The sequence below is a fragment of the Niveibacterium terrae genome, from assembly GCF_048213115.1.
Classification (GTDB): Bacteria; Pseudomonadota; Gammaproteobacteria; order Burkholderiales; family Rhodocyclaceae; genus Niveibacterium; species Niveibacterium terrae.
The window spans coordinates 2,256,020-2,280,145 of record NZ_CP172404.1 but is presented as its reverse complement, the minus strand read 5'-3'; the positions used below and the strand labels follow the sequence as shown (position 1 = coordinate 2,280,145).

The window sequence follows — 24,126 nt, the reverse complement described above, 5'->3', positions numbered from 1 at the left end:
AGCCCGATGGCCTTTCTGACTCTGTACGAAAAGCTCTGGAACAGTCACGTCGTCCATGAAGAGGATGACGGCACTGCGTTGATCTATATCGATCGGCATCTGATTCACGAGGTGACGAGTCCGCAGGCTTTCGAAGGCCTGAGGCTGGCCGGGCGCAAGCCCTGGCGGGCTGACTCGATCGTCGCGACGGCCGACCACAACACGCCGACCGAGCATTGGGAGCGCGGCATCGAAGATCCGATCTCCCGCCTGCAGGTCGAGACTCTGGATGCGAATATCCGCGAATTCGGCGCCCGGGCCTTTTTCCCGTTCAAGGACGCCCGTCAGGGTATCGTCCATGTGATCGGGCCGGAGAACGGCGCGACCCTTCCCGGCATGACCGTCGTCTGTGGCGATTCCCATACCTCGACGCACGGCGCTTTTGCCTGTCTCGCGCACGGTATCGGCACATCCGAAGTCGAGCATGTGCTGGCGACCCAGACCCTGATCCAGAAGAAGTCCAAGACCCTGCTGATCAAGGTCGACGGGCCTTTGGGCAAGGGTGTTTCGGCCAAGGACGTGGTTCTGCATGTGATCGGCCTGATCGGCACCGCGGGCGGTACCGGCTATGCGATGGAGTTCGGCGGTTCGACGATTCGCGCGCTGAGCATGGAAGGCCGGATGACGCTCTGCAACATGGCGATCGAAGCCGGAGCCCGCGCGGGCCTGGTCGGCGTCGACCAGGTCACGATCGACTACCTGAAGGGGCGCGATTTCGCGCCCAAGGGCGAGATGTGGGATGCCGCGGTGCAGAGCTGGCGCACGCTGGTCTCGGACGCCGGCGCGCAGTTTGACCGCGTCATCGAGATCAACGGATCCCAGATCCAGCCTCAGGTCACCTGGGGGACTTCACCCGAGATGGTCGTCGGCGTGGATGGGAGAGTGCCCGATCCCGAGCGCGAGGCCGATCCGGTCCGCCGCGAAGGCTGGGCGCGTGCGCTCCAGTACATGGGTCTGGATCCGGATCAGCCGATCACCAAAATCGCGATCGACAAGGTCTTCATCGGTTCCTGCACCAATTCGCGGATCGAGGATCTGCGCCAGGCCGCTGCGGTCGTGCGCGGTCGCCATGTCGCGGCGACGGTCAAGCTCGCGCTGATCGTGCCGGGCTCGGGTCCCGTCAAGCGTCAGGCCGAGGCCGAAGGGCTGGACAAGGTCTTCAAGGCGGCCGGTTTCGAATGGCGTGAGCCGGGCTGCTCGATGTGTCTGGCGATGAATGCCGACAGGCTTTCTCCGGGCGAGCGCTGCGCGTCGACGTCGAACCGCAACTTCGAGGGGCGGCAGGGGCCGGGCGGGCGTACCCACCTGGTCAGCCCGGCGATGGCCGCCGCGGCCGCGATCGCCGGACGCTTCGTCGATGTGCGCGAACTACTGTGAAAGGATTTCAATGATGAAGACGATTCGCCTCCTCCTCATCGCGCTGTCCGCGCTGGCGACGCTGTCGCTCACCGCCTGCAATACCGTGCACGGTTTCGGCAAGGACGTCGAAAAGGCCGGGGAAGTGATCCAGAAAGGCTCGGGCAAGTGATGGACAGATTTACGACTCTGGATGGCCTGGTCGCGCCGCTGGACAGGGCAAACGTCGACACCGACGCGATCATCCCCAAGCAATTCCTCAAGTCGATCAAGCGTTCGGGCTTCGGCCCGAACCTGTTCGACGAATGGCGATACATGGATCACGGCGAGCCGGGGATGGACAATTCCGCGCGGTCGCTCAATCCGAATTTCGTCCTCAATGCCCAGCGCTATCAGGGCGCGCAAATCCTGCTCTGCCGCGATAATTTTGGTTGCGGCTCCTCGCGCGAGCACGCGCCCTGGGCGATCGCCGACTACGGCTTTCGGGTGTTGATCGGTACGAGTTTTGCCGACATCTTTTTCAATAACAGCTTCAAGAACGGGCTGCTGCCGATCAAACTTCCGGCGGCGCAGATCGATGCCCTGTTCGACCAGGTTCAGGCGACTCCGGGCTACAAGCTCAGGATCGATCTTGAGGCGCAAACGATCACCCGTCCCGACGGAACCGTGATCGCTTTCGAGGTGGATCCGTTCCGCAAATACTGCCTGCAGAATGGATTCGACGACATCGGCCTGACCCTGCGCCACGCCGAGAAGATCCGTGAGTTCGAAGCCCAGCGCCGCGCGCAGCAGCCTTGGCTGTTCATCTGAGAGAGACAATGAAAGTCTGTGTTCTGCCGGGAGACGGCATTGGTCCGGAAATCGTCGCGGAAGCGGTTCGCGTTCTCGAAGCGCTGCGCTCCGACGGTCTGGCCCTGGAAATGGAAACGGCGCAGCTCGGTGGCAGCGCTTTCGACGTATCGGGAAGCCCTTACCCGGAAGCGACCCAGAAGCTTGCGCGCGCCGCCGACGCGGTGCTGCTCGGTGCGGTCGGAGGGCCCCAGTGGGATGCTCTGCCCCGTCCGCTTCGTCCCGAACGGGGTCTGCTCGGCATCCGCAAGGATCTGGGTCTTTTCGCAAACCTGAGACCGGCTCTGCTCTTCCCCGAGCTGGCTCATGCGTCGTCGCTCAAGCCCGAGATCGTCTCGGGCTTGGACATCCTGATCGTTCGCGAGCTGACCGGCGACATCTATTTCGGCGAACCGCGCGGTATCGAAGTGCGCGACGGCCAGCGGGTCGGCTGGAATACGATGATCTATTCGGAGTCTGAAATCCGCCGGATCGCCAAGGTCGGTTTCGACGCCGCGCGGCGGAGAAATCGTCGCCTCTGCTCGATCGACAAGATGAACGTGCTGGAGACGACGCAGCTGTGGCGCGACGTCGTGACCGAAGTCTCGGCCGACTATCCGGACGTCGAACTCTCGCACATGCTCGTCGACAACGCGGCGATGCAGCTCGTCAGAGCGCCCAAGCAGTTCGACGTTCTGCTGACTGGCAACATCTTCGGCGACATCCTCTCCGATGAGGCCGCGATGCTGACCGGTTCGATCGGCATGCTCGCCTCGGCTTCGCTCGACGCGAATAACAAGGGCCTGTACGAACCGAGCCACGGCTCAGCGCCCGACATCGCCGGCAAGGACATCGCGAATCCGCTGGCGACCATCCTGTCTGCTGCGATGATGCTGCGCTACAGCTTCGATAACGAAGAAGCGGCGCTGCGCATCGAAAATGCGGTCAAGAGCGTTCTGGCCCAGGGGCTGCGCACTGCGGACATCTGGGAAGCCGGAAAGCGTCGCGTCAGCACCCACGAGATGGGCAACGCGGTCATCGCTGCCCTGTGATGAATTCAACGCGCGCCGAGCATTATTTCCCCCTCCTGCCGCTTGCGGCGGGGAAGGGCGCGCGCGCGATCACTACGATCATCATTACCACCGGGATTAAAAGCGTTCCGGCCTGATCTATTGTCTCCTCCGCCCAAGAGCTCCCTGCCAGCGGTCGAGGCGGGTAGAGAGGGCGGGGAGCAGACTGAGGAAAATCAAATGCGTGTTGGTTTTGTCGGTTGGCGCGGCATGGTGGGCTCTGTCCTGATGCAGCGGATGCGGGAAGAAAAAGACTTCGATCTGATCGATCCGGTTTTCTTCACGACCTCGAATGTCGGAGGCAAGGGGCCCGACATCGGCCGCGAACTGCCCCCGCTCAAGGACGCGTCGGACATCGCCGAGCTGAAGACGCTCGATGCAATCGTGACCTGTCAGGGCGGCGATTACACGACCGACATCTATCCCAAACTGCGTGCGGCGGGCTGGAACGGCTACTGGATCGATGCGGCTTCGACGATGCGGATGGACGAGGATGCGGTGATCATTCTCGATCCGGTCAACCGCAAGCTCATCGATTCGGCGCTCGCCCAAGGCGTCAAGAACTATATCGGCGGCAACTGCACCAACTCGATCATGCTGATGGGCGTCGGGGCCCTGTTCCGCGAAGACCTGGTCGAGTGGGTCTCGTCGATGACCTATCAGGCGGCCAGCGGCGCGGGCGCCAACAACATGAGGGAACTGCTGCGCGGCATGGGAGTGATCCATGGCGCGGTCGCCGACGAACTCGCCACGCCCGCATCGGCGATTCTCGATATCGACCGCAAGGTCGCGCAGACGATTCGCGAGGATGTTCCGAGTGAATTCTTCGGAGCCCCGCTGGCTGGCGGCCTGATCCCGTGGATAGACAAACAGCTTGAAAACGGTCAGTCCAAGGAAGAGTGGAAAGGCCAGGCCGAGGTCAACAAGATTCTGGGCACCGCCGCGCCGGTTCCTGTCGATGGCCTGTGCGTGCGGATCGGCGCGATGCGCTGCCACAGCCTCGCGCTGACGATCAAGCTCAAGAAGGATCTGCCGCTCACCGAGATCGAAGCGATCATCCGTTCCGGCAATCCTTGGGTCAAATGGGTGCCCAACGACAAGGATGTGACCGTTCGCGAGCTGATTCCGGCGACGGTCACCGGGCGGCTCGATATCGCGGTCGGTCGGGTGCGCAAGCTCAATATGGGGCCGGAATATCTGTCCGCATTCGTGATCGGTGACCAGCTGCTGTGGGGAGCCGCCGAGCCTCTGCGCCGCATGCTGCGCATCCTGCTCGAGCGATAATTCGACGTCATGGCCGGGGGCGCAGGCTGCGCTTCCCGGCCTGTCTCGCGATTGGGTCGGGAAATTTGCAGATGGCATTTAAATGCTCATGAAGAGGTTTAGCTTGCCTGGCTAAATCTATGATGTTATTTTGACTTGGTTAAGCCATTGTCTGCGTGTCTCTGACATAAAAATATGAAAACCTCACTCCGGGTTTCCCTGATCGCTGCGGCCATCGCCGCCCTGCCATTTTCCGCATACGCCGCCGGTCTGGGACGCTTGAACGTCTTCAGCGTCCTCGGCCAGCCCTTGCGAGCCGAAGTCGAGGTTTCAGGTTCCGCTGAGGAGATAGAATCTCTGAGCGCACGCCTTGCCTCGCCTGACGCGTTCCGACGAGCGAACATCGACTATTCGGCGACGCTCGCGAGTTTGCGCATTGCGGTCGAACGGCGCCCGACGGGGGCGATCCTGAAGCTCTCGAGCGATAAACCGCTCAGCGAGCCTTTCGTCGACATGCTGCTCGAACTGAACTGGGCGGGTGGGCGGCTGGTCCGCGAATACACTTTCCTGCTCGATCCGGCCGAGAGCCGAAGCGAACAGGCTCCGGCCACCCAGTACGCGCCGACACCGCAGGCGCATCCGACGGTTCGTCATGAAGAGACGGCTCCCCGAGCCGAGGGGCGCCGCACGCGTCGCGCTGCGGCGAAGGAAACGGCCGCTGCGAAGGAGGGCGCTGCAGCGAAGGAAATTGCCACGGAAGGGGATTACAAGGTCAAGTCGGGTGACAGCCTGAGCCGGATCGCCCGCGAGCTCAAGCCTTCCGATGCGAGCCCCGAGCAGATGCTCGCTGCGCTCTACGGAGCCAACCTCGATTCCTTCCCCAAGGGCAATATCAATCGGCTCAAGCTGGGGCAGACGCTGAAAGTTCCGGCCGCCGATCAGGTCAAGAGCCTGTCCGCTGCGGAAGTCAAACGGCTGCTCTCGTCCTCGGCGAATTTCTCGGCGTACCGTCAGAAGCTCGCCGCCGCTGCGGCGGGTGCTTCCGCTAAGGAATCGGTAGCCCAGCAGTCCTCGGCGGGCAAGATCACGCCGAAGAGCGAGGAGCCCACACGCGCTCCCGAGCAGAAGGATCGGCTCAAGATCTCCAAGAACCAGATCTCCAGGGAGGGGGCCAAGGCGGACAAAGGCGGACGGGTTCAGGCCCTTGAAGAGGATCTGGTCGCCAAGGAAAAATCGCTGAAGGACGCTGGCGAGCGGGTCGCAGCCCTTGAGAAGAACGTCAAGGATCTGCAGAAGCTGCTCGAACTGAAGAATCAGAGCCTTGCCGATCTGCAGAAGCAGTCTTCTGCAAAGGCGGCCAAGCCGGCCGAAACGCCCAAGCCGGTCAAGCCTGTCGCTGAGGCCAGTAAACCTGCGAGCGAAGCCAAGGCCGAAGCGGCGAGCAGTGCGCCGCATGATGAAGAGCAGACCGCGGTGAAGCCTGCTGAATCGCTTGCCCAGTCCGCGCCGGCTGCCAGCGCGCCGGTCGCGGTCGCCAAGCCTGCCCCGGTCAAGCCCAAGGTTCATGCCTCTGCGCCGGTCGAAGCGCCCGCAGAAGAGCCAGGTTTCTTCGCCGGGCTTCTTGGCGATCCGATGCTGCTCGGCGGAATCGGAGCCGCTCTGCTCGGTATTGGTGGTCTCTTCGCCTATCGGGCCCGCAAGCGCCGCGAAGAGTCCGACATGACTGCGTTGAGCGCGAGTCAGGCCGGAACCGAATCGGTGATCGGACTCGCCGGCGGTCAGACCGTCGATACCGGAACCAGCGTGCTGCCGACCGATTTCAGTCAGTCCGGCCTCTATTCGATCGATGCCGACGAAGGAGTCGATCCGGTCGCCGAGGCGGATGTGTATATGGCTTACGGGCGTGATGCACAGGCCGAGGAAATCCTGCTCGACGCGCTGAAAACCGATCCGTCCCGCTCGGCGATCCACCTGAAACTGCTCGAAGTCTATGCGCTCAGGAAGAGTCTGAAGCAGTTCGAGAACATCGCAACCGATCTGTATACCCAGACCGGCGGCGAGGGGCCGGAGTGGGCCAAGACCGCCGAGATGGGTCGAAAACTCGATCCTGAGAATGCCCTCTATCGTCAGGGTGGTGGAGAGGTTTCGACCGAGGAGATCTCCTTTGTTGAACCGGGCAAGGGCGGCTCCGCCGTTCAAGCTCCGCTCGCGCAATCCGATCTCGGGCCCGAGACCGAGCCGTCCGAAAGCAGCCTGGACGAAGTTGAACCGCTCGAACTCGATTTCCCTGAAGATCTGAATCTGCCCCCGCCGGCGGATCAGACGGCGAGCTTTGTCCCCGAGTCCGGCGCCCAGATGCAGGCGACCTGGACGATGCCGGGCGAAGTTGGCCAGATCACCCGCGAGTTGCCCGATGCGATCCAGGCTGCCGCCGAGGCACCGAAAGAAGTCAAATCCCAGGATCTGGGACTGGACTTCAATCTCGACCTCGATGTCACTCCGGAGACGGGTGCTCTGACCGACACCGCTCCGCTTGCCTTTGCGGCCGCTGCGCCTAGCGCTGCCCGTCAGGATCTCGCTTTTGAGTCCGCGGCCAAGCCGGTCGAAGCTCAATCGCCGCTGACGCTGGATCTGGACGGATTCGATCTGCCTGCCGACGCGACCGCAGAGCTCGGTGTCGAACCCGCCTATGACGCGGGATCGAACTCGGTCGTCGATCTCGAAAAGACCAGCATGGACGTCGGACCGCACGATTTCGATTTCGATATCAGCGCCCTTCCGGTCGAAGAGGCCACGCCTGCGCAGGATAGGACGATCGACCTGTCGCAGATCAACCTCGATCTGCCCCAGGCTGAAGCTCATCCGCAGGCTGTGGCCGAGTCAGAGGGGCAACTGCTCGACGAGGAGATCAACGTCGATCAGGAAGTTGAGACCAAGCTGGAGCTCGCCCGAGCCTACGAAGAGATGCGTGACTTCGAAGGGGCACGGGAGCTGCTCGAAGAGGTGCTCCAGGATGGTTCGTCCGCCCAGAAACAGGAAGCGGAATCTATCATTGCCCGCCTCGCCTGAACGAAGCATCTTGTCCGGGCGCGCCGCGTCCGGACAAATCCATCCCGCCACTTCGCTGGCGGGATTTTTGTTTTTCGCGGCAAGCCTTCCCGCGCTGCCGGGAGCCGCGCTCGCCGCGGTTCTGGCTCTGTCCTTGGCCAGCGCAGTTCTCTTCGCTCGCTCGCGCCTGGCCGTTCTGTTGCGCCGTTGCCGTTTCCTGATCCTCGCGCTGTGTGTTCTGCACGCCTGGTTCACGCCCGGTGAGGCGCTGTGGGGAGGGGCTCTGGCCGCTCTTGCCCCGTCGCGCGAAGGAAGCCTTCTGGCGTTTGAACACCTCGCCCGGCTGCTGGCCTTGCTGGCGGGCCTGTCCATGCTGCTCGAAAAGCTCAGTACCGCGGAACTTGTCGCAGCAACTCTGCCGTTGCTGACGCCTCTGCGCCTGATCGCCGTCGACCCGCGCCGCGCCGCGCTGCGCCTCGCCTTGGTGCTCGAACTGCTGGAGCGCTCCGATCCAACACGCAGTTGGAAGGAGTGGATTGGCCTGGCCGAGGACGGGCAGGGCGAGCATGAGGCGGTGCACCTCAGTAGCGCGGCCTGGAAGATCCGGGATTGCGTACTCATTTCGTTGTTCGCTCTGGCCTGTGCCGGAGTCTGGAGTCTGGCTCGATGAAGATAGCCTTGGGTCTTGAATACGATGGCCGCGACTATTACGGCTGGCAGCTGCAGGCGGGGGTAGCCTCGGTTCAGGGCGCGCTCGAAGCGGCGCTGGAAAAAGTCGCCGCTGGTCCGGTCAGGGTGCACTGCGCCGGTCGAACCGATACCGGTGTCCATGCGAGCCTGCAGGTAGTTCATTTCGATTGCGCGGCCGTCCGGCCGGCGACGGCCTGGGTCAGAGGGACGAATGCCCATCTGCCCGATTCGGTCGCGGTGCTGTGGGCAAAGGAGGTCGGCGAGGACTTTCATGCCCGCTTTTGCGCGACCGGTCGGCATTATCGCTATGTGTTGATCAACCGCCCGGTTCGTTCTGCTCTGCAGGCTGGACGGGCGGGCTGGTTCCACCGTCCGCTCGATGTCGACAGAATGCAGCAGGCGGCGCGCCATCTCGTCGGCACGCACGACTTCACGAGTTTCCGCGCTGCGGCTTGCCAGGCATCGGGGCCGGTGCGCAGCCTGAGCCGGGCCAGTGTCAGACGCGAGGGCGAAAAAGTGATCTTCGAATTCTCGGCAAACGCATTCCTCCATCACATGGTTCGCAACATGGTCGGCGCGCTGGTCCATGTCGGCAAGGGCGGGGCGGATCCGGCCTGGATCGCCGAGTTGATCGAGCTGCGTGACCGCTCGCGCGCGGCGCCCACTTTCTCCGCCGCGGGCCTGACGCTGTGCGGAGTCGATTACCCCGAGCATTTCGCTCTTCCCTGGACCCACGAAGGCGAGGCCGGACGATGAGACGCACCCGTATCAAGATCTGCGGACTGACCCGAGAGCAGGATGTCGATGTCGCGGTCGGGGAGGGGGCCGACGCGATCGGTCTGGTCTTCTACCCGGAGAGCCCGCGGGCGGTCAGCATAGCCCGTGCCGAGGCGCTGTGCCGGCGCATCCCGCCTTTCGTGACCATCGTCGGCCTGTTCGTGAACGCCGCGCCGCACGCGGTTGAAGAAGCGCTGGAACGCCTGCCGATCGGGCTTCTGCAGTTCCACGGTGACGAGGACGAGGCTTCGTGCGCGCGATTCGCGCGTCCCTATCTGCGTGCGGTCAGGATGAAGCCGGGAGTCGATCTGTTAAACTACTCAGCTTCATTTCCCTCCGCTCAAGCCCTGCTCGTCGATGCCTTCGTCGATGGCTATGGTGGCGGAGGGCAGACTTTCGACTGGTCGTTGATCCCTCCGAGTCTTCCCGTTCCGCTGATTCTGTCCGGCGGGCTGACTCCCGAGAATGTCGGCGACGCCATTCGCCAGTTGCGGCCCTGGGCCGTCGATGTGAGCAGTGGCGTCGAAGCAGGGAAGGGCATCAAGGATGCCGAACGGATTGCTCGATTCATCGCGGGAGTGCGCAAAGCAGATGGCTCAAACCTATGATCTTCCTGATGCTCATGGCCATTTCGGGCCTTATGGCGGGATTTTCGTCTCCGAAACCCTGATTCCGGCTCTGGCCGAACTCAATTCGGCTTACGAAGCGGCGCTGAAAGATCCGGCATTTCTGGCCGAGTTCGATTTTGATCTGAGCCACTACGTCGGCCGCCCCAGCCCGATCTACCACGCGAAGCGCTGGTCCGAGCAACTCGGTGGCGCGCAGATCCTGCTCAAGCGCGAGGATCTGAACCACACCGGTGCGCACAAGATCAACAACTGCATCGGTCAGGCGATGCTGGCACGGCGCATGGGCAAAGAGCGGATCATCGCCGAGACCGGAGCCGGTCAGCATGGCGTTGCGTCAGCGACCGTCGCCGCCCGCTACGGCATGAAGTGCGTCGTCTATATGGGCTCGGAGGACGTCAAGCGCCAGGCGTCCAACGTCTACCGGATGAAACTGCTGGGCGCCGAAGTCGTCCCCGTCGAGTCGGGCTCGAAGACGCTGAAGGACGCGCTGAATGAAGCGATGCGCGACTGGGTCACGAACGTCTCCGACACCTTCTACATCATCGGCACTGCTGCCGGCCCTCATCCGTATCCGAAGATGGTTCGCGATTTCCAGTCGGTGATCGGCCGGGAAGCGATCGTCCAGATGCAGGCCGACTTCGGTCGTCAGCCCGACTGCGTGATCGCCTGCGTCGGCGGTGGATCGAACGCAATGGGGATCTTCCATCCCTATATCCCCCATGACTCGGTCAAGCTGGTCGGAGTCGAGGCCGCCGGCGAAGGTCTTGAAACCGGCCGCCACGCGGCATCGCTGTCCGCCGGGCGCACCGGAGTGCTGCACGGCAACCGGACCTATCTGCTGCAGGACGAGAACGGTCAGATCATCGATACGCACTCGGTTTCCGCTGGTCTCGACTATCCCGGCGTGGGGCCGGAACACGCCTGGCTCAAGGATATCGGGCGCGCCGAATACGTCGGCATCACCGATGCCGAAGCGCTGGACGCTTTCCATGCGCTGTGCCGGCTCGAAGGCATCATGCCGGCTCTGGAGTCCTCGCATGCGCTGGCCTATGCTGCGAAGCTTGCGCCGACCCTGCCCCGTGACCAGCTGCTGCTCGTGAACTTGTCCGGGCGCGGCGACAAGGATATGCATACGGTCGCCGATCGCTCCGGAATCCGGCTCTGATCGCGCTCCGTCCGAACATTCAACAGGTTCCATTCATGTCCAAGATTCAAGCTGTTTTTGCGCGGCTCCAGGCCGAGCGCCGAACCGCACTGATCCCCTACATCGCGGCGGGAGATCCGCATCCGTGCGAGACCGTGCCGCTGATGCATGCACTCGTCGAGGCCGGTGCCGACGTGATCGAGCTGGGCGTGCCTTTCTCCGATCCGATGGCCGACGGACCGACGATCCAGCGCGCCGCCGAGCGGGCGCTCAAATTCGGTGTCTCGCTGCGCGATGTGCTGAAGATGGTCAGCGAGTTCCGGACCAGGGACGCGGCGACGCCGGTCGTGCTGATGGGCTATGCGAACCCGATCGAAGCGATGGGCGCTGAAGCCTTCATTGCCGAAGCCGCCAAGGTCGGCGTCGACGGCGTGCTGGTCGTCGATTACCCGCCCGAGGAAGCCGCCGACTTCTCGGTCCAGGCGCGCGCCGCGGGACTGGATACGATCTTCCTGCTCGCCCCGACTTCGACGCCGGAGCGCGTCGCCAACGTGGCCAGGCTGGGCAGCGGCTACGCCTATTACGTTTCGCTGAAGGGCGTGACCGGCTCGGCGAACCTGAATGTTTCCGAAGTGCTCGCCCGGGTTGCGGAGCTGAAGACCGAGCTGGGAATGCCGGTTGGTGTCGGTTTCGGAATCCGTGATGCGCAGACCGCGCGCGCGATCGGAGCGGTCTCCGATGCGGTCGTGATCGGCAGTCGCGTGATCGAAGAGATTGAAGGCGCACCGCAAGGTGAAGCCTGCGCGCGCGTGCGCGCCTTCCTGTCCGGCATCCGCCAGGCCCTCGATGAAACCCCCGTGGAGAATGCACGATGAGCTGGCTCAATAAACTTCTGCCGCCCAAGATCAAGCGCGACGCCCCGTCGCGCAAATCGATTCCTGAAGGTCTGTGGAGCAAGTGCGAGCAGTGCGAAGCCGTGCTCTATCGCTCCGACCTCGAGGGCAATCAGCATGTCTGCCCCAAATGCGGCCACCACAAGCGGATCCGGGCGCGCGTGCGTCTCGACGAGCTGCTCGACAAGGACGGACGCTTCGAGATCGGCGCCGAGGTGCTGCCGGTCGACCCGCTGAAGTTCCGCGACAGCAAACGCTATACGGATCGCCTGGCGGCGGCGGCCGAGGATACTGCCGAGAACGACGCTCTGGTCGTGATGCAGGGTACGATCAACACGATCCCTCTGGTTGTCGCGGTCTTCGAGTTCGACTTCATGGGCGGCTCGATGGGCTCGGTCGTCGGCGAGCGCTTCGTGCGTGGAGTCAATGCTGCGCTCGAGCAGGGAGTTCCTTTCGTCTGCTTCACGTCTTCGGGCGGCGCGCGGATGCAGGAGGGCTTGTTTTCGCTGATGCAGATGGCCAAGACGACCGCGTCTCTGACCCGTCTGAGCGCGCAAGGCCTGCCCTTCATCACGGTCTTGACCGATCCGACGATGGGCGGAGTGTCGGCGAGTTTCGCTTTCGTCGGCGACATCGTGATCGCCGAACCGGGCGCGCTGATCGGTTTTGCCGGTCCGCGCGTGATCGAGCAGACCGTCCGCGAGACGCTGCCCGAAGGTTTCCAGCGTTCGGAATTCCTGCTCGAAAAGGGGGCGATCGACATGATCATCGACCGTCGCGAGCTCAGAGACCGCCTCGCCGGTCTGATCGGGCTGTTGACGCGCTCCGGCGCTGCGAGCTGACCGACGGTGAAGCTTCCCGATACGCTGCCCGGCTGGCTCGAATACATCGAGCGTCAGCATTCGAAGACGATCGCGCTAGGCCTCGCGCGCGTGCAGAAAGTAGCTGATGCGCTCGCGGCCCGGCCAGACTTTCCGGTGATTCTGGTCGGCGGGACGAACGGGAAAGGTTCGACCTGCGCGCTGCTCGAAGCCATCCTGATCGCCGCAGGCTATCGGGTCGGGCTCTACACTTCGCCGCACCTGATCCGCTACAACGAGCGGGTGCGCGTCGACGGATCCGAGGTTTCCGACGAGGCGCTGGTTCGGGCTTTCGCCGAAGTCGAAGCAGCGCGGGGCGACACCCCTCTGACCTACTTCGAGTACGGCACGCTTGCCGCATGGGCGCTGTTTGCGCGCGCGTCTCTCGACGTCGTGATCCTCGAGGTCGGGATGGGCGGCCGGCTCGATGCGGTCAATGTGTTCGAACCCGATCTCGCGATCGTCACTTCGGTCGCGCTCGACCATATGGACTTTCTCGGCGATACGCGCGAAGCGATCGGTTTCGAGAAGGCGGGGATCTACCGGGCGGCGCGTCCTGCGCTGTGCGCCGACCCCGAGCCGCCAAAGAGTCTCGTCGATCACGCGCTGGCGATAGGCGCCGATCTGCGCCTTATCGATCGCGATTTCGGCTTCGAGCAGAGCGCTGGCAGGTGGAATTGGCGGGGCAGGGCGATGCGCCTGGACGATCTGCCGCCGCCCGCGCTCAAGGGCCAAGTCCAGTACCTGAACGCGTCGGTCGTTCTCGCTGCGCTCGAAGCGCTGCAGCAGCGGCTTCCTGTCCCCGAGCAGGCGATTCGCGAGGCTCTGACCCGGGTTCGTCTTCCGGGGCGCTTCCAGATCCTGGGCGAGCACCCGCAGATCGTGCTCGATGTCGCACACAATCCGCAGGCCGCGCTCAGCCTGGCCCGCAATCTGTCCGCGGCCAGCGCGGTGAAAGAGAGCTGGGCGGTGCTGGGCATGCTCGCCGACAAGGATGTAGAAGGCGTGATCCGCGCCGTCGAGCCGCAGATCGATCACTGGGTGCTCTGCTCCTTGCCGGGGCCGCGGGGGCTTACCGCCGAGTCGCTCCGCGAGCGCGTGCTCAGAGCCGGTGTGCGCGGAGACATCGACCTCGCTGGCAGTCCGACCGACGCACTCGCGCGCTGCAGGGAGAGGGCCGGAGTCGATGATAGAATCGCGGTCTTTGGTTCCTTTCTGACCGTAACCGACGTGCTGGCCGGCACAGACGCGGAAGGCAGTTCCAATGGCTGACAACGAACCCCAAATCGAACTGAAAAAACGCGCGCGTCGCCGTCTGGTCGGTGCTTCGGCTCTGGCCCTGCTGGCGGCGATCGTTCTCCCGATGGTGATGGAGCACGAGCCTCGCCAGGCCGGCCAGGACATCCAGGTTCGTATCCCCAGCCAGGAGGGGGCGAACTATGCGGCCCGCGTGATCCGTGGTCAGGATCCCGCGCCGGTCCGACCCAGCCTGCCTGCCCAGGCTTCCGCTCCGCTCGTGGCAACGACACCGGCCGAAGCGCCCGCCGCACTGGTCTCGTCTCCTCTCGTTCCTCCTCCGCCGCCCAAGGGTGAGCGATCGGAACGCGACGAGCGCGAGGCAGCGAAAGCCCAGGAGCGCAAGCTGACGGCCGCGCACGATGCCCAGGCCGCGGTCAAGGAGCTGGCGCGCCGGGAGGAGATCCAGGCACGCAAGGAACAGGAAGCGCGTAAGGAAAAGGAAGCGCGCAAGGAGGCGGCGCTGGCCGAAGCGGCGAAAGCCAAGCGCGACACCGAGTCCGCGGGCAAGCCCCATGGCCGGGACAACGATTCGAGCCGCGCCGCGGCGATCCTGAACGACGATGGCGCGAGCGCGAAGAGTTCGCGCTTTGTGATTCAGCTCGGCTCCTTCAAGGATCCGGCGAACGCTGCGTCCTTGCGGGGCAAGGCTTCCGCCGAGGGAATCGGTGCCTATGTCGAATCCGCAGGAGACAAGACGCGGGTCAGGGCAGGCCCCTATCCGAGTCGCGAAGCTGCTGAAGCGGCGGCCGCGCGTCTGCGCAAGGCCGGGCTTTCGGCAACCGTGACGCCGGCCTCCTGAGTTCGATGACGGCTTTTGACTTCATCTTCCTGGCTCTGATCGGATTCTCGTTGATCCTCGGAGCCTGGCGGGGACTGTCCAGCGAGCTTCTGGCCCTGATCGCCTGGGGCGTGGCCTTTCTGGCCGCTCGCCAGTTCGGCCCCGCACTTCAGCCCGCCCTCGCGCATGCGGTGTCCATCCCCTTTTTGCAGATCGCCGGTGCCTATATCGGGGTCTTTGTGCTGACCCTGCTGGTGCTGGGGCTGCTGCGTCTGTTTCTTCGCGAACTCCTCCACGCTGTGGGGTTGGGGCTCGCAGATCGATCCCTGGGGGCGGTATTTGGTGTGCTCAGGGGCTGTTTCATTGCTTTTCTGTTGGTTCTCGCTGGCGGACTGACAGACTTGCCGCAAAAGCCGTGGTGGAGAGATGCGACTTTCTCTGCGCCGCTCGAGTTTGCGGTGCTTGCCACCCGCCCCATGCTTCCGGAGCGGGTTTCCAAACGGCTTCATTATCGATAGGTGACGCAAGATGTGCGGGATTCTCGGCGTGGTCGCTACCACGCCCGTCAATCAGATTCTCTATGACGGTTTGCAGGTGCTCCAGCACCGGGGGCAGGACGCAGCCGGCATTGCCACGGCCCATCAAGGGCGTTTCCACATGCATAAAGGGTCTGGCCTGGTGCGGGACGTTTTCCGTACCCGCAACATGCGCAACCTGACCGGTAACTGGGGGATAGGCCACTGCCGTTACCCGACCGCCGGCTCGGCCTATAACCCGGCCGAAGCTCAGCCTTTCTACGTCAATTCGCCGTTCGGGCTGATGCTTGCACACAACGGCAATCTGACCAATGCCGAAGAACTCAAGCGCGAGATGTTCCTCGCCGACCTTCGCCACATCAATACGAATTCCGACTCGGAAGTGCTGCTCAACGTGCTCGCGCACGAGCTGCAAGGCCAGGTCAAGGGGCCCAGGCTTGATGCCGAGGCGATCTTCCGCGCAGTAGCCGGCGTGCAGAAGCGCGTCAAGGGAGCCTATGCCGCAGTCGTGATGATCTCGGGCTATGGTCTGCTCGCCTTCCGCGATCCGCACGGCATCCGTCCCCTCGTGATCGGCAGCAACGAGACCGCCGCCGGGACCGAGTATCTGGTCGCCTCGGAGAGCGTCGCGATCGACGTGCTCGGCTTCAAGCTGATGCGCGATATCGCACCGGGCGAAGCCGTGCTGATCGACACCCAGGGCAATCTGCAGAGCCAGCAGTGCGCGAGCGGGGCGGAACTGACGCCCTGCCTGTTCGAGTATGTCTATCTGGCGCGTCCCGACTCGCTGATCGATGGCGTCTCGGTCTATGACAGCCGGATCAAGATGGGCGAATACCTTGCCGACAAGATCACCCGCACTGCGCCCGAGCTGAAGATCGATGTCGTGATCCCGATCCCCGACTCCAGCCGTCCTTCAGCGATGGAACTCGCGAACCGCCTGAATCTTCCCTACCGGGAGGGCTTCGTCAAGAACCGCTACATCGGCCGCACCTTCATCATGCCGGGCCAGGCGGTGCGCAAGAAGTCGGTGCGTCAGAAGCTCAACGCGATCCACCAGGAATTCGCGGGCAAGAACGTGCTTCTCGTCGATGATTCGATCGTCCGCGGAACGACCAGCCGCGAGATCATCAATATGGCCCGTGAGGCGGGCGCCACGAAGGTCTATATGGCCTCGGCTGCGCCCCCGGTCCGCTATCCGAACGTCTATGGCATCGATATGCCGTCGCCCAGCGAGCTGATCGCCTCGGGCCGCAGCGAGGATCAGATTGCCGCCGAGATTGGCGCCAATGCGCTGATCTACCAGGATCTCGATGATCTGAAGGCTTCGATGCGGGTTCTGAACCCGGCGATCGAGCGCTTCGAGGCATCCTGTTTCGATGGCGTCTATGTGACCGGCGACATCACGCCCGAGTATCTGAACGGGGTCGAGAACGCACGCTCTTCGGGAGCCTCTGATGAGGACGAAGAGGAGGAGGGGGCTTGCGACCTGAACCTCAGTGGAGAGGGTGGAGACTGATAAAAAACGGCGCCCAGGGGCGCCGTTTTTCTGTCCGCAGATTACAGGGACTGAAAGCTCAGCCCCTGGCCTTGCCGCCATTCGAGCCAGACTGCCTTGTCGTGCCAGTCGGGCAGAACCCAGCGCGTGCAAGCATGGCCATCGACTTCGACTTTGTGCTGCGCCGGCCGGTGTGTGTGGCCGTGGATCAGGTCAGCGTAGCCTGAGTCGCGCAGGCAGGCGGCGAGCGCCTCGGCGTTGACGTCCATGATCCCGCTGCTCTTGACCTGTTTCGACTCCTCGCTCTGCTGGCGAGCATCGGTGGCCATTGCCTGACGCTCCGCCAGCGGTTTGGCGAGCACGGCGGCCTGCCAGACCGGGTCGCGGACCATGGCGCGGAGTTTCTGATAGGCGACATCATCGGTGCAGAGCGAGTCGCCGTGCATCAGCACGAATGCCTTCCCGTCCAGATCGATCGCCGCCGCCTCCTGCAGCAGCGTCAGCCGGGCTGCCTTCGCGAACGCTTCGCCGATCAGAAAGTCCCGGTTGCCGGCGATGAAGCTGAGCTTGCAGCCGGACGCGGCGAGCGAAGCCAGAGCCTGAACGATCGGTTGGACCGCTGGGCTTGCCAGTGCGTCATCTCCGGGCCAGGCGTCGAAGAGATCGCCGAGGATGTAGAGCGCATCAGCCGAGCGCGCCGGACCCGCGATGTAGCGGGCGAAAGCCGCAAGCGTCGCCGGCTGGGCCGGCGAAAGATGCAGATCGGCGATGAAATGGATTTGCGTCGGGGAACTCATTCCACCAGTTCAGCCCGCTCGATGACGACGTCGGTCGCCGGAACGTCCTGATAGAAACCCCGGCGACCGGTCTTGACCGCGCGGATCTGCTCGACAACGTCGAGGCCTTCGACGACCTTGCCGAACACGCAATAGCCGAAACCGTTCGCATCAGCGGAGCGGAAATTCAGAAAGTCGTTGTCGGCGACGTTGATGAAGAACTGGGCGGTCGCCGAGTGCGGCGCATTGGTGCGCGCCATCGCGATCGTGCCGCGCAGGTTCTTTAGACCGTTGGCCGCTTCGTTTTCGATGCTCTCGCGCGTCGGCTTCTGTTCCATGTCGGGCGTCATGCCGCCGCCCTGGATCATGAAACCGTCGATGACGCGGTGGAAGATCGTGCCGTCGTAGTGGCCGGCCTTGACGTATTCGACGAAGTTGGCGACCGTCTTGGGGGCTTTTTCGGCGTCGAGTTCGAGCGTGATCGTGCCGAGCGAGGTGTGCAGTTTGATCATTTATTTTCCTGTTTCAGGGTAGAGAGGCGGCTTATTTCTTGGCGGCGGCGACGCGGCGGGCCGTCTTCAGCACGACCGGGGTTTTCGGAACGTCTTCCATTGGACCGACCGTGCCGGTCTGAACGCGGCTGATCTTCTGAACGATCGCGAGGCCTTCGACGACCTTGCCGAACACCGCATAACCCCATCCGTCGAAGGACGGGTAATCGAGGTTGCTGTTGTTCCTCAGGTTGATGAAGAACTGCGACGAGGCCGAGTTCGGATCGCTGGTGCGCGCCATCGCGAGCGTTCCGACTTCGTTCTTCAGACCGTTCTTCGCTTCATTGGCGATCGGGGCGCGCGTCGGTTTCTCGCGCATCGTCGCATCCATGCCGCCGCCCTGGATCACGAAATTGCGGATCACGCGGTGGAAGATCGTTTTGTCGTAGAAGCCGCTGTCGACATAGGCGAGGAAGTTGGCGACCGATTTGGGGGCCTTCTCCGGATAGAGTTCGACAAGGATTACCCCCTGGTCGGTTTCGAGCTTGACGCGCGGGTGCTCGGCTGCCTGCGCGCCGAGGGCGCAGAGCGCGAAGCAGAGCAGGGTGAGGCGGCGCAGGGTGGCGATCATGCCAGCCCCTCGTAGAAGATTTTCCATTGTCCGTTTTCCTTGATCCAGTATTGGCGCTTCTGCGCGGTCTGGGAGTGGTTGTTGCTGCGGTAGTCCTGATCGAAGGTGACGACGACCAGCTCGTCCTTGCCGGGGCTGCGGAACATGCCGATGTTGCTGATCTTCACCTTGACCCAGCGCTTGTCGGTTGCGACGGAACGCTTGTAGCTCGCCCACTGGGCGCGGGTCGCGTTATCGCTCTTGAAGCCGCGCGCGTAATGCCTCAGGTACAGGTCGGTGTTGCCGCTCTCCCAGTCCTGGCGCCAGGATTCGATTTCGCGGCGCAGTGCGCCCCGCTCCTTCTGCCAGTCGTCGAGGCTCAGCCATTCGATCTGATCGGAGATGATCACCGGAGTCAGGCCGATCTGCAGCTTGGACGCGACCGCGTTGAGGTCGCCATTGGCCAGAACGACGCAGCCATCGGATGCCCGGGGTGGCCGGGACAGGGTGTTGCTCGGCACGCCATGCAGCCAGATGCCATGGCCCGAGCGTCCCTTGAGCTTGTCCCATTCGTTCGGGTAGTTCAGCGGATAGGCGCCTATTCCGTAGTAATCGGTCAGCTTGTTGCGCGGGACGCTGGATGTCACATGGTAGACACCGACCGGCGTCTTGCCGTCGCCTTCGCGCAGTTTGTCCGAGCCTTCCTTGCCGTGCGTGATGTAGTAATCCGCGACGAAGTGCGGGCGACCACGTGTGTTCTCATACAGATAGAGACGAGAGCGCTTCGTGTCGACGACGATCGCGTACTTCTGATCCGCCTGCATCTGCATCAGATAGCGCGGCATCGCATGGGTGGCCGGCTTGTCGCGGTAGGCCTTGAGCCGGACGATCGCCTCATCGCGCAGATCGGCGGCCTTGTCGCGCGGAATCCCGGCGCCGAAACCGCCTATGCGGCCGGCCCGGGTCAGCAGCAGATCGCCTTCGATCATGTGCGCGAGGCGGAAGTTCGGATAGACCTTCAGCAGCGCTTCGGTGCGTTCAAGCGCGCTGCTGAGCCGGTTGTGGTCGATGTCGTCGAAGATCTTCGACAGCGAGGCCTCGGGGCCGCTGTCCGAGACCGGACCCAGCCTCTGGGCCTGGGCGGGCGAGAGGAGCAGTGCGATCGCCGCGGCGAGGCCGAGCCGTTTGAGTGAGCTTTTCATCAGCCGCCAATCCGTTCCTGCTGGATCTGCCAGCGACCCTTGATGCGCTTGAGAACCAGGGTCTTGCCGCTGGAGCTCTTCAGGTTGGCTGAATCGTAGCTCTGGCGGAAGCGCACGGTCGCTTCGTCACCGTCGATCTTCACCTTCAGCTTCTCGACTTCGACGCTGATCTTGCCGGGCTTGGTCAGGCGCGATTCGCGTTCAGCCTCCCAGGCCTTGCGGGCCATCGCGTTCGGCGTCTTGAAGTCGGAAGCGTAGTGAGAGAGATAGCCATGCACGTCCTTGCGCGACCACGAGCTTGCCCAGGATTTGACGAGCTTTTGCACCTGCGCTTCCTCGTTGGCATCCTTGGCCGCCGCTCGGGCCGCCAGGCGGGCATCCTTCGCGTCGGCATTGGTTTCCTTGGCGGCGCTCTTCGCATCCGTCCGGGGTTCGGGTTTGACCGGCGCCTTGGGCTCGGCCTTGGCAAGCAGAACCGGCTTGGGGGCTGGTTTGGTCTCGACCTTTGCGACCTGGACAGGCTTGACCGGAGTGGGCACGGCAACGGGTTTGGCGGGCGGAGTCGGCACGGGCGCCGGCTTCGCGGGCGCGGTGGCCAGAGTCGGAGCCTTGGGCTGAAGCTGACCGGGCCGGGGCGTCGGGGCGCTCATCAGGTCGCGGATCTGCGCGAGCTTGGTCTGGGCGTGGGTGTTGGCCGAATCGATCTGCAGAGCCTTGTCATAGGCCTGGCTCGCCAGCTTGGCATAGACGTCGCCGAGGTTTTCGTGCGCGGTCGCATAGGCCGGATGAGTGCGGATCGCCTGCTCCAGCGCGGCCTTGGCCTTGTCGTACTGCTTTTGCTGAGCGTAGATGACCGCCAGGTTGTTATAGGGCTCGGGCAGGTCGGGTCTGTCCTTGGCAAGGGCCAGGTAGACCGCGATCGCTTCATTGTTGCGTTTGAGTTCGGTCAGGATCACGCCCTTGGCAAAGCGGGCTTGAGCATCGTTCGGGGTCTTCGCGAGCAGCGCGTTGACCCGGGTCAGCGCGGCCGGATAATTCGCCTGCCTGAGCAGAGTCTGAACTTCGGCAATTCCCGCTTCGGCCCAGGCGGGGACGCCTGATACGCAGATCAACGCGAGGAGGCATGAGCGGGCAAGGCTAACGAAGGGTCTTGAGATCATTGTGCTACCATCGATTCGCAGGCGCCATTCGCCCACATTCAACCTGACATTCTACCAACAAGGTCGGGGCGTATCACGGTGCGAAGTGCCAGAGGCGCTTTTTTGCCCGAGCGCGGCCAGATCCGTTCAACGCGATTCCACACTATGCTGACGATTTACAATTCCCTGACCCGGCAGAAACAACTGTTCAAGAGCATCGAACCCGGCAAGGTTCGGCTCTATGTCTGCGGCATTACGGTCTATGACTTCTGCCATCTGGGACATGCGCGCACCGTGATCGGTTTCGATGTGGTTCAGCGCTGGCTCAGGGCAAGCGGATACGCGGTGACCTATGTCCGCAACATCACCGACATCGACGACAAGATCATCCGCCGCGCGACCGAAAACGGCGAGAGCATTTACGCGCTGACCGAGCGGATGATCGGTGCGATGAGCGAGGACTTCGCTGCGCTGGGCAATGAAGCCCCCGATCTCGAACCGCGCGCGACCCAGTTTGTGCCGCAGATGCTCGAACTGATCGAGGCGCTCGAGGCGAACGGCCTCGCCTATCAGGCGGCCGATGGCGACGTCAACTACGCGGTGCGCAAGTTTCCCGGCTATGGAAAGCTCTCGGGCAAATCGCTCGACGATCTGCGGGCTGGCGAGCGGATCGAGGTCAACTCGACCAAGCGCGACCCGCTCGACTTCGTGCTCTGGAAGGCGGCCAAGCCGACTGAGCCGGCCGAGACGAAATGGGTTTCGCGCTGGGGTGCGGGGCGCCCTGGCTGGCACATCGAGTGCTCGGCGATGAGCGGCGCCATCCTCGGCAAGACGCTGGATATCCATGGCGGCGGTCCCGATCTGCGCTTCCCTCACCATGAGAACGAGATTGCGCAGAGCGAAGGCGCCCATCAGTGCAGCTTTGCGAACGTCTGGATGCACGCCGGCTCGCTCAACGTCAATGCCGAGAAGATGTCGAAGTCGCTCGGCAACTTCTTCACGATCCGCGATGCGCTGAAGAGGTTCGATGCCGAAGTGATCCGCTTCTTCGTCGTGCGCTCGCACTATCGCAGCCAGATCAACTATACGGAAGAGCTGCTCGTCGACGCGAAGAACGCACTGACCCGGCTCTATACGGCCTTGCGCGATGTGCCGGCCGAAGCGGTCGAAATCGACTGGGCGGCGCCCTATGCGGACCGTTTCCGGGTGGCGATGGATGATGATTTCAATACGCCCGAGGCGGTTGCCGTGCTCTTCGAACTCGCCAGCGAGGTTCTGCGTACCCGTTCGGGAACTCTGGCCGGCCTGCTGCGAGCGCTCGGCGGCGTGCTGGGTCTGCTGCAGCGCTCGCCAAACGATTTTCTGCAAGGCGGTGCCGCGCAGGGGGGGCTCTCGGCCGAGCAGATTGAAGCGCTGATCGCGGAGCGGGCCGCGGCCAAGAAGGCGCGCGATTTTGCGCGTTCCGATGCGATCCGGGATCAGTTGAAAGCGCAAGCAATAGTGCTCGAAGATTCTGCTCAGGGGACGATCTGGCGGCGGGGGTGAGGCCGTCCCGTTCCTGGGTGTGTTTGAACCAACAAGGAGGAAGACATGAAGAAGATCGAAGCGATCATCAAGCCTTTCAAGCTCGACGAAGTGCGTGAAGCCTTGTCCGAGGTCGGAGTGACGGGTCTGACCGTGACCGAAGTCAAGGGCTTTGGACGTCAGAAAGGGCACACCGAGCTGTACCGGGGAGCCGAGTACGTTGTCGATTTCCTGCCCAAGATTAAGATCGAAGTCGTCATCGCCGATCACGTCGTGGAGCAGGCCATCGATGCGGTGATCAAGGCGGCGCGGACCGGTAAGATCGGCGATGGCAAGATCTTCGTGATGCCTGTCGAGCAGGTGGTCCGCATCCGCACCGGAGAAACCGACGAAGCAGCCATCTGATCTGGTTTCGCCGCCTCGGGCGGCGAAACTGCGCGTTTTCCGGAAGGGCTTCACGGTGTCGCCGTGAAGCCCTTCTTTATCATGGGCATTCCGCGTCGTACTTGTCAGGGACCCGCAATGCCGTCGAAATTCGTTCTCGCCGCTCTCGCCCTTGTTCCGCATCTCTGGGCTGCCGGCCTCGCCCGGGCCGAGGTCATCGCGATCGAGCCGGGAGGGAAGATATCTCTTGAGGATGCTGCGCGGCGCGCGAAGGATGGCGATACGATTTCGCTGGCGGCCGGGGATTTCCGGGGCGAGGTTGCCGTCTTCGCGCAGAGCCGGCTGACGATCCGCGGTGTCGCCGGCAAGACCCGTTTGCTTGCGATGGGGCGGGCCGCTGAAGGCAAAGGGATTCTGGTGCTGCGCGGGCAGCAGGTTCACGTCGAAGGCATAGAGTTTCGCGGCGCGCGTGTTCCCGACCGCAACGGCGCCGGCATCCGTTTCGAGCTGGGCTCGCTGACGGTGCGCAACTGCCGCTTTCTGGATAACGAAAACGGCATCCTGACGGCCGGTAATCCGGGAATGACACTGACGATAGAGAACAGCGAGTTCGGACACAATGGCGCGGGAGATGGGCAGAGCCATAACCTCTATGTCGGCGCGATTGACCGCTTGGTCGTTCGGGGAAGCTATTTTCACCACGCGAAGGTCGGCCATCTGCTGAAAAGTCGTGCCCGCGATAACGACATCCGCTACAACCGGCTGACCGACGAGATCGGTGGCCGGGCGAGCTACGAGCTGGAGTTTCCGAACGGTGGGCGGGCGCTGGTGCTCGGCAACCTGATCGAGCAATCGAGCACGACCGAGAATTCGAAGATCGTCTCCTATGGCGCCGAGGGCTATCGCTGGCCGGTCAATTCGCTGACGCTTGTCTTCAATACCCTGGTCGACGACAGGGCGAGGCCGGGGATCATGCTCGACGTCCGGCCCGGCGCGGTGCGCCTCGTTGCGGTCAATAACCTGCTGGTCGGCCTCGCTCCCGGCTTCTCGCGCAATCTCTCCGGTCTCGTCGAAGGCAATCATGTCGCTGGTCTCGATGTTTTCGCGAACGCGATCCGCGATGATTACCGCCTCGCCCATGCCAGCCCTCTGCTTGGCAAGGCGCAGCCCGTCAAACTCGATGGGGTGACGCTCTCTCCTGATGCCGAGTATGTGCATCCGCGGACAACGCGGAGCCTGGCTGCGGGGCAGCGTTCGCCCGGCGCATTTCAGACTCCAGCGAACTAGGGTTT

At 63.3% G+C, this 24,126-nt stretch carries 24 protein-coding genes; 19 read left to right on the top strand and 5 right to left on the bottom strand.

The annotated features are described in order from the left end of the window. Positions 1 to 6 precede the first annotated feature (6 nt). The 16 genes from leuC (at position 7) to purF (ending at position 16,729) form a co-directional block, all read left to right on the top strand. Positions 7 to 1,416, top strand: a complete 1,410-nt coding sequence (gene leuC / locus ACHFB9_RS10530; RefSeq protein ID WP_417067002.1) for a 3-isopropylmalate dehydratase large subunit — start codon at positions 7 to 9, stop codon at positions 1,414 to 1,416. 13 nt (positions 1,417 to 1,429) lie between these two features. Further along, the gene (locus ACHFB9_RS10525; protein WP_417067000.1) at positions 1,430 to 1,567 is read left to right on the top strand and encodes an entericidin A/B family lipoprotein; all 138 of its coding nucleotides are present in this window, start codon (positions 1,430 to 1,432) and stop codon (positions 1,565 to 1,567) included. Then, the gene (gene leuD / locus ACHFB9_RS10520; RefSeq protein WP_417066999.1) at positions 1,567 to 2,205 is read left to right on the top strand and encodes a 3-isopropylmalate dehydratase small subunit; all 639 of its coding nucleotides are present in this window, start codon (positions 1,567 to 1,569) and stop codon (positions 2,203 to 2,205) included. Before ACHFB9_RS10525 ends, leuD begins: the two co-directional genes overlap by 1 nt. Positions 2,206 to 2,213: 8 nt before the next feature. Continuing rightward, positions 2,214 to 3,275: a 3-isopropylmalate dehydrogenase gene (gene leuB, locus ACHFB9_RS10515; RefSeq protein WP_417066998.1), complete on the top strand. Its 1,062-nt coding sequence runs from the start codon at positions 2,214 to 2,216 to the stop codon at positions 3,273 to 3,275. Between the two features lie 198 nt (positions 3,276 to 3,473). Further along, positions 3,474 to 4,577, top strand: a complete 1,104-nt coding sequence (gene asd / locus ACHFB9_RS10510; RefSeq protein WP_417066996.1) for an aspartate-semialdehyde dehydrogenase — start codon at positions 3,474 to 3,476, stop codon at positions 4,575 to 4,577. Positions 4,578 to 4,751: 174 nt separating this feature from the next. Continuing rightward, the gene (locus tag ACHFB9_RS10505) at positions 4,752 to 7,625 is read left to right on the top strand and encodes a FimV/HubP family polar landmark protein (protein ID WP_417066994.1); all 2,874 of its coding nucleotides are present in this window, start codon (positions 4,752 to 4,754) and stop codon (positions 7,623 to 7,625) included. A gap of 10 nt (positions 7,626 to 7,635) precedes the next feature. Beyond that, positions 7,636 to 8,274 (top strand): hypothetical protein, encoded by a 639-nt coding sequence (locus tag ACHFB9_RS10500; RefSeq protein ID WP_417066993.1) that lies wholly within the window; start codon positions 7,636 to 7,638, stop codon positions 8,272 to 8,274. Next, complete coding sequence (truA, locus tag ACHFB9_RS10495; RefSeq protein WP_417066992.1) at positions 8,271 to 9,050, top strand: tRNA pseudouridine(38-40) synthase TruA; 780 nt, start codon at positions 8,271 to 8,273, stop codon at positions 9,048 to 9,050. The genes ACHFB9_RS10500 and truA overlap by 4 nt, the downstream gene beginning before the upstream one ends. Next, positions 9,047 to 9,679 carry a phosphoribosylanthranilate isomerase gene (locus tag ACHFB9_RS10490; RefSeq protein ID WP_417066991.1) on the top strand — a complete coding sequence of 211 codons (633 nt, stop codon included), beginning with the start codon at positions 9,047 to 9,049 and terminating at the stop codon, positions 9,677 to 9,679. The genes truA and ACHFB9_RS10490 overlap by 4 nt, the downstream gene beginning before the upstream one ends. After that, complete coding sequence (trpB, locus tag ACHFB9_RS10485) at positions 9,663 to 10,865, top strand: tryptophan synthase subunit beta (protein WP_417066990.1); 1,203 nt, start codon at positions 9,663 to 9,665, stop codon at positions 10,863 to 10,865. The genes ACHFB9_RS10490 and trpB overlap by 17 nt, the downstream gene beginning before the upstream one ends. Positions 10,866 to 10,900: 35 nt before the next feature. Next, entirely contained in the window at positions 10,901 to 11,719 is an 819-nt protein-coding gene (gene trpA, locus ACHFB9_RS10480) for a tryptophan synthase subunit alpha (RefSeq protein WP_417066988.1), read from the top strand. After that, positions 11,716 to 12,579 (top strand): acetyl-CoA carboxylase, carboxyltransferase subunit beta, encoded by an 864-nt coding sequence (gene accD, locus ACHFB9_RS10475; RefSeq protein WP_417066986.1) that lies wholly within the window; start codon positions 11,716 to 11,718, stop codon positions 12,577 to 12,579. The genes trpA and accD overlap by 4 nt, the downstream gene beginning before the upstream one ends. A 6-nt stretch (positions 12,580 to 12,585) precedes the next feature. Beyond that, on the top strand, positions 12,586 to 13,869 hold the full coding sequence (gene folC, locus ACHFB9_RS10470) for a bifunctional tetrahydrofolate synthase/dihydrofolate synthase (RefSeq protein WP_417066985.1): 1,284 nt from the start codon (positions 12,586 to 12,588) through the stop codon (positions 13,867 to 13,869). Further along, positions 13,862 to 14,695, top strand: a complete 834-nt coding sequence (locus ACHFB9_RS10465) for an SPOR domain-containing protein (RefSeq protein ID WP_417066983.1) — start codon at positions 13,862 to 13,864, stop codon at positions 14,693 to 14,695. The genes folC and ACHFB9_RS10465 overlap by 8 nt, the downstream gene beginning before the upstream one ends. Before the next feature lie 5 nt (positions 14,696 to 14,700). Further along, positions 14,701 to 15,192 carry a CvpA family protein gene (locus ACHFB9_RS10460; protein ID WP_417066981.1) on the top strand — a complete coding sequence of 164 codons (492 nt, stop codon included), beginning with the start codon at positions 14,701 to 14,703 and terminating at the stop codon, positions 15,190 to 15,192. A gap of 10 nt (positions 15,193 to 15,202) precedes the next feature. Continuing rightward, entirely contained in the window at positions 15,203 to 16,729 is a 1,527-nt protein-coding gene (purF, locus tag ACHFB9_RS10455) for an amidophosphoribosyltransferase (RefSeq protein WP_417066980.1), read from the top strand. 41 nt (positions 16,730 to 16,770) lie between these two features. Here the strand turns inward: purF and ACHFB9_RS10450 are convergent, their stop codons facing one another. From ACHFB9_RS10450 to ACHFB9_RS10430, 5 genes are read right to left on the bottom strand one after another with little or no spacing between them, the layout of a single operon-like run. Next, a complete protein-coding gene (locus ACHFB9_RS10450; protein WP_417066978.1) occupies positions 16,771 to 17,505 on the bottom strand; it encodes a UDP-2,3-diacylglucosamine diphosphatase in 735 nt (244 codons plus the stop codon). Then, positions 17,502 to 17,996, bottom strand: a complete 495-nt coding sequence (locus ACHFB9_RS10445) for a peptidylprolyl isomerase (protein WP_417066977.1) — start codon at positions 17,994 to 17,996, stop codon at positions 17,502 to 17,504. Before ACHFB9_RS10445 ends, ACHFB9_RS10450 begins: the two co-directional genes overlap by 4 nt. A 31-nt stretch (positions 17,997 to 18,027) precedes the next feature. Then, positions 18,028 to 18,606: a peptidylprolyl isomerase gene (locus tag ACHFB9_RS10440; protein ID WP_417066975.1), complete on the bottom strand. Its 579-nt coding sequence runs from the start codon at positions 18,604 to 18,606 to the stop codon at positions 18,028 to 18,030. Beyond that, complete coding sequence (locus ACHFB9_RS10435) at positions 18,603 to 19,787, bottom strand: L,D-transpeptidase family protein (protein ID WP_417066974.1); 1,185 nt, start codon at positions 19,785 to 19,787, stop codon at positions 18,603 to 18,605. The genes ACHFB9_RS10440 and ACHFB9_RS10435 overlap by 4 nt, the downstream gene beginning before the upstream one ends. After that, on the bottom strand, positions 19,787 to 20,947 hold the full coding sequence (locus ACHFB9_RS10430; RefSeq protein WP_417066973.1) for a tetratricopeptide repeat protein: 1,161 nt from the start codon (positions 20,945 to 20,947) through the stop codon (positions 19,787 to 19,789). Before ACHFB9_RS10430 ends, ACHFB9_RS10435 begins: the two co-directional genes overlap by 1 nt. 144 nt (positions 20,948 to 21,091) lie before the next feature. On the opposite strand from ACHFB9_RS10430, the gene cysS reads away from it, so the two are divergent. From cysS to ACHFB9_RS10415, 3 genes are all read left to right on the top strand, one after another. Then, positions 21,092 to 22,471: a cysteine--tRNA ligase gene (gene cysS, locus ACHFB9_RS10425; RefSeq protein ID WP_417066972.1), complete on the top strand. Its 1,380-nt coding sequence runs from the start codon at positions 21,092 to 21,094 to the stop codon at positions 22,469 to 22,471. Positions 22,472 to 22,516: 45 nt separating this feature from the next. Then, complete coding sequence (locus tag ACHFB9_RS10420; RefSeq protein ID WP_417066971.1) at positions 22,517 to 22,855, top strand: P-II family nitrogen regulator; 339 nt, start codon at positions 22,517 to 22,519, stop codon at positions 22,853 to 22,855. A gap of 117 nt (positions 22,856 to 22,972) precedes the next feature. Then, on the top strand, positions 22,973 to 24,121 hold the full coding sequence (locus ACHFB9_RS10415) for a hypothetical protein (RefSeq protein WP_417066969.1): 1,149 nt from the start codon (positions 22,973 to 22,975) through the stop codon (positions 24,119 to 24,121). Positions 24,122 to 24,126: the final 5 nt, after the last annotated feature.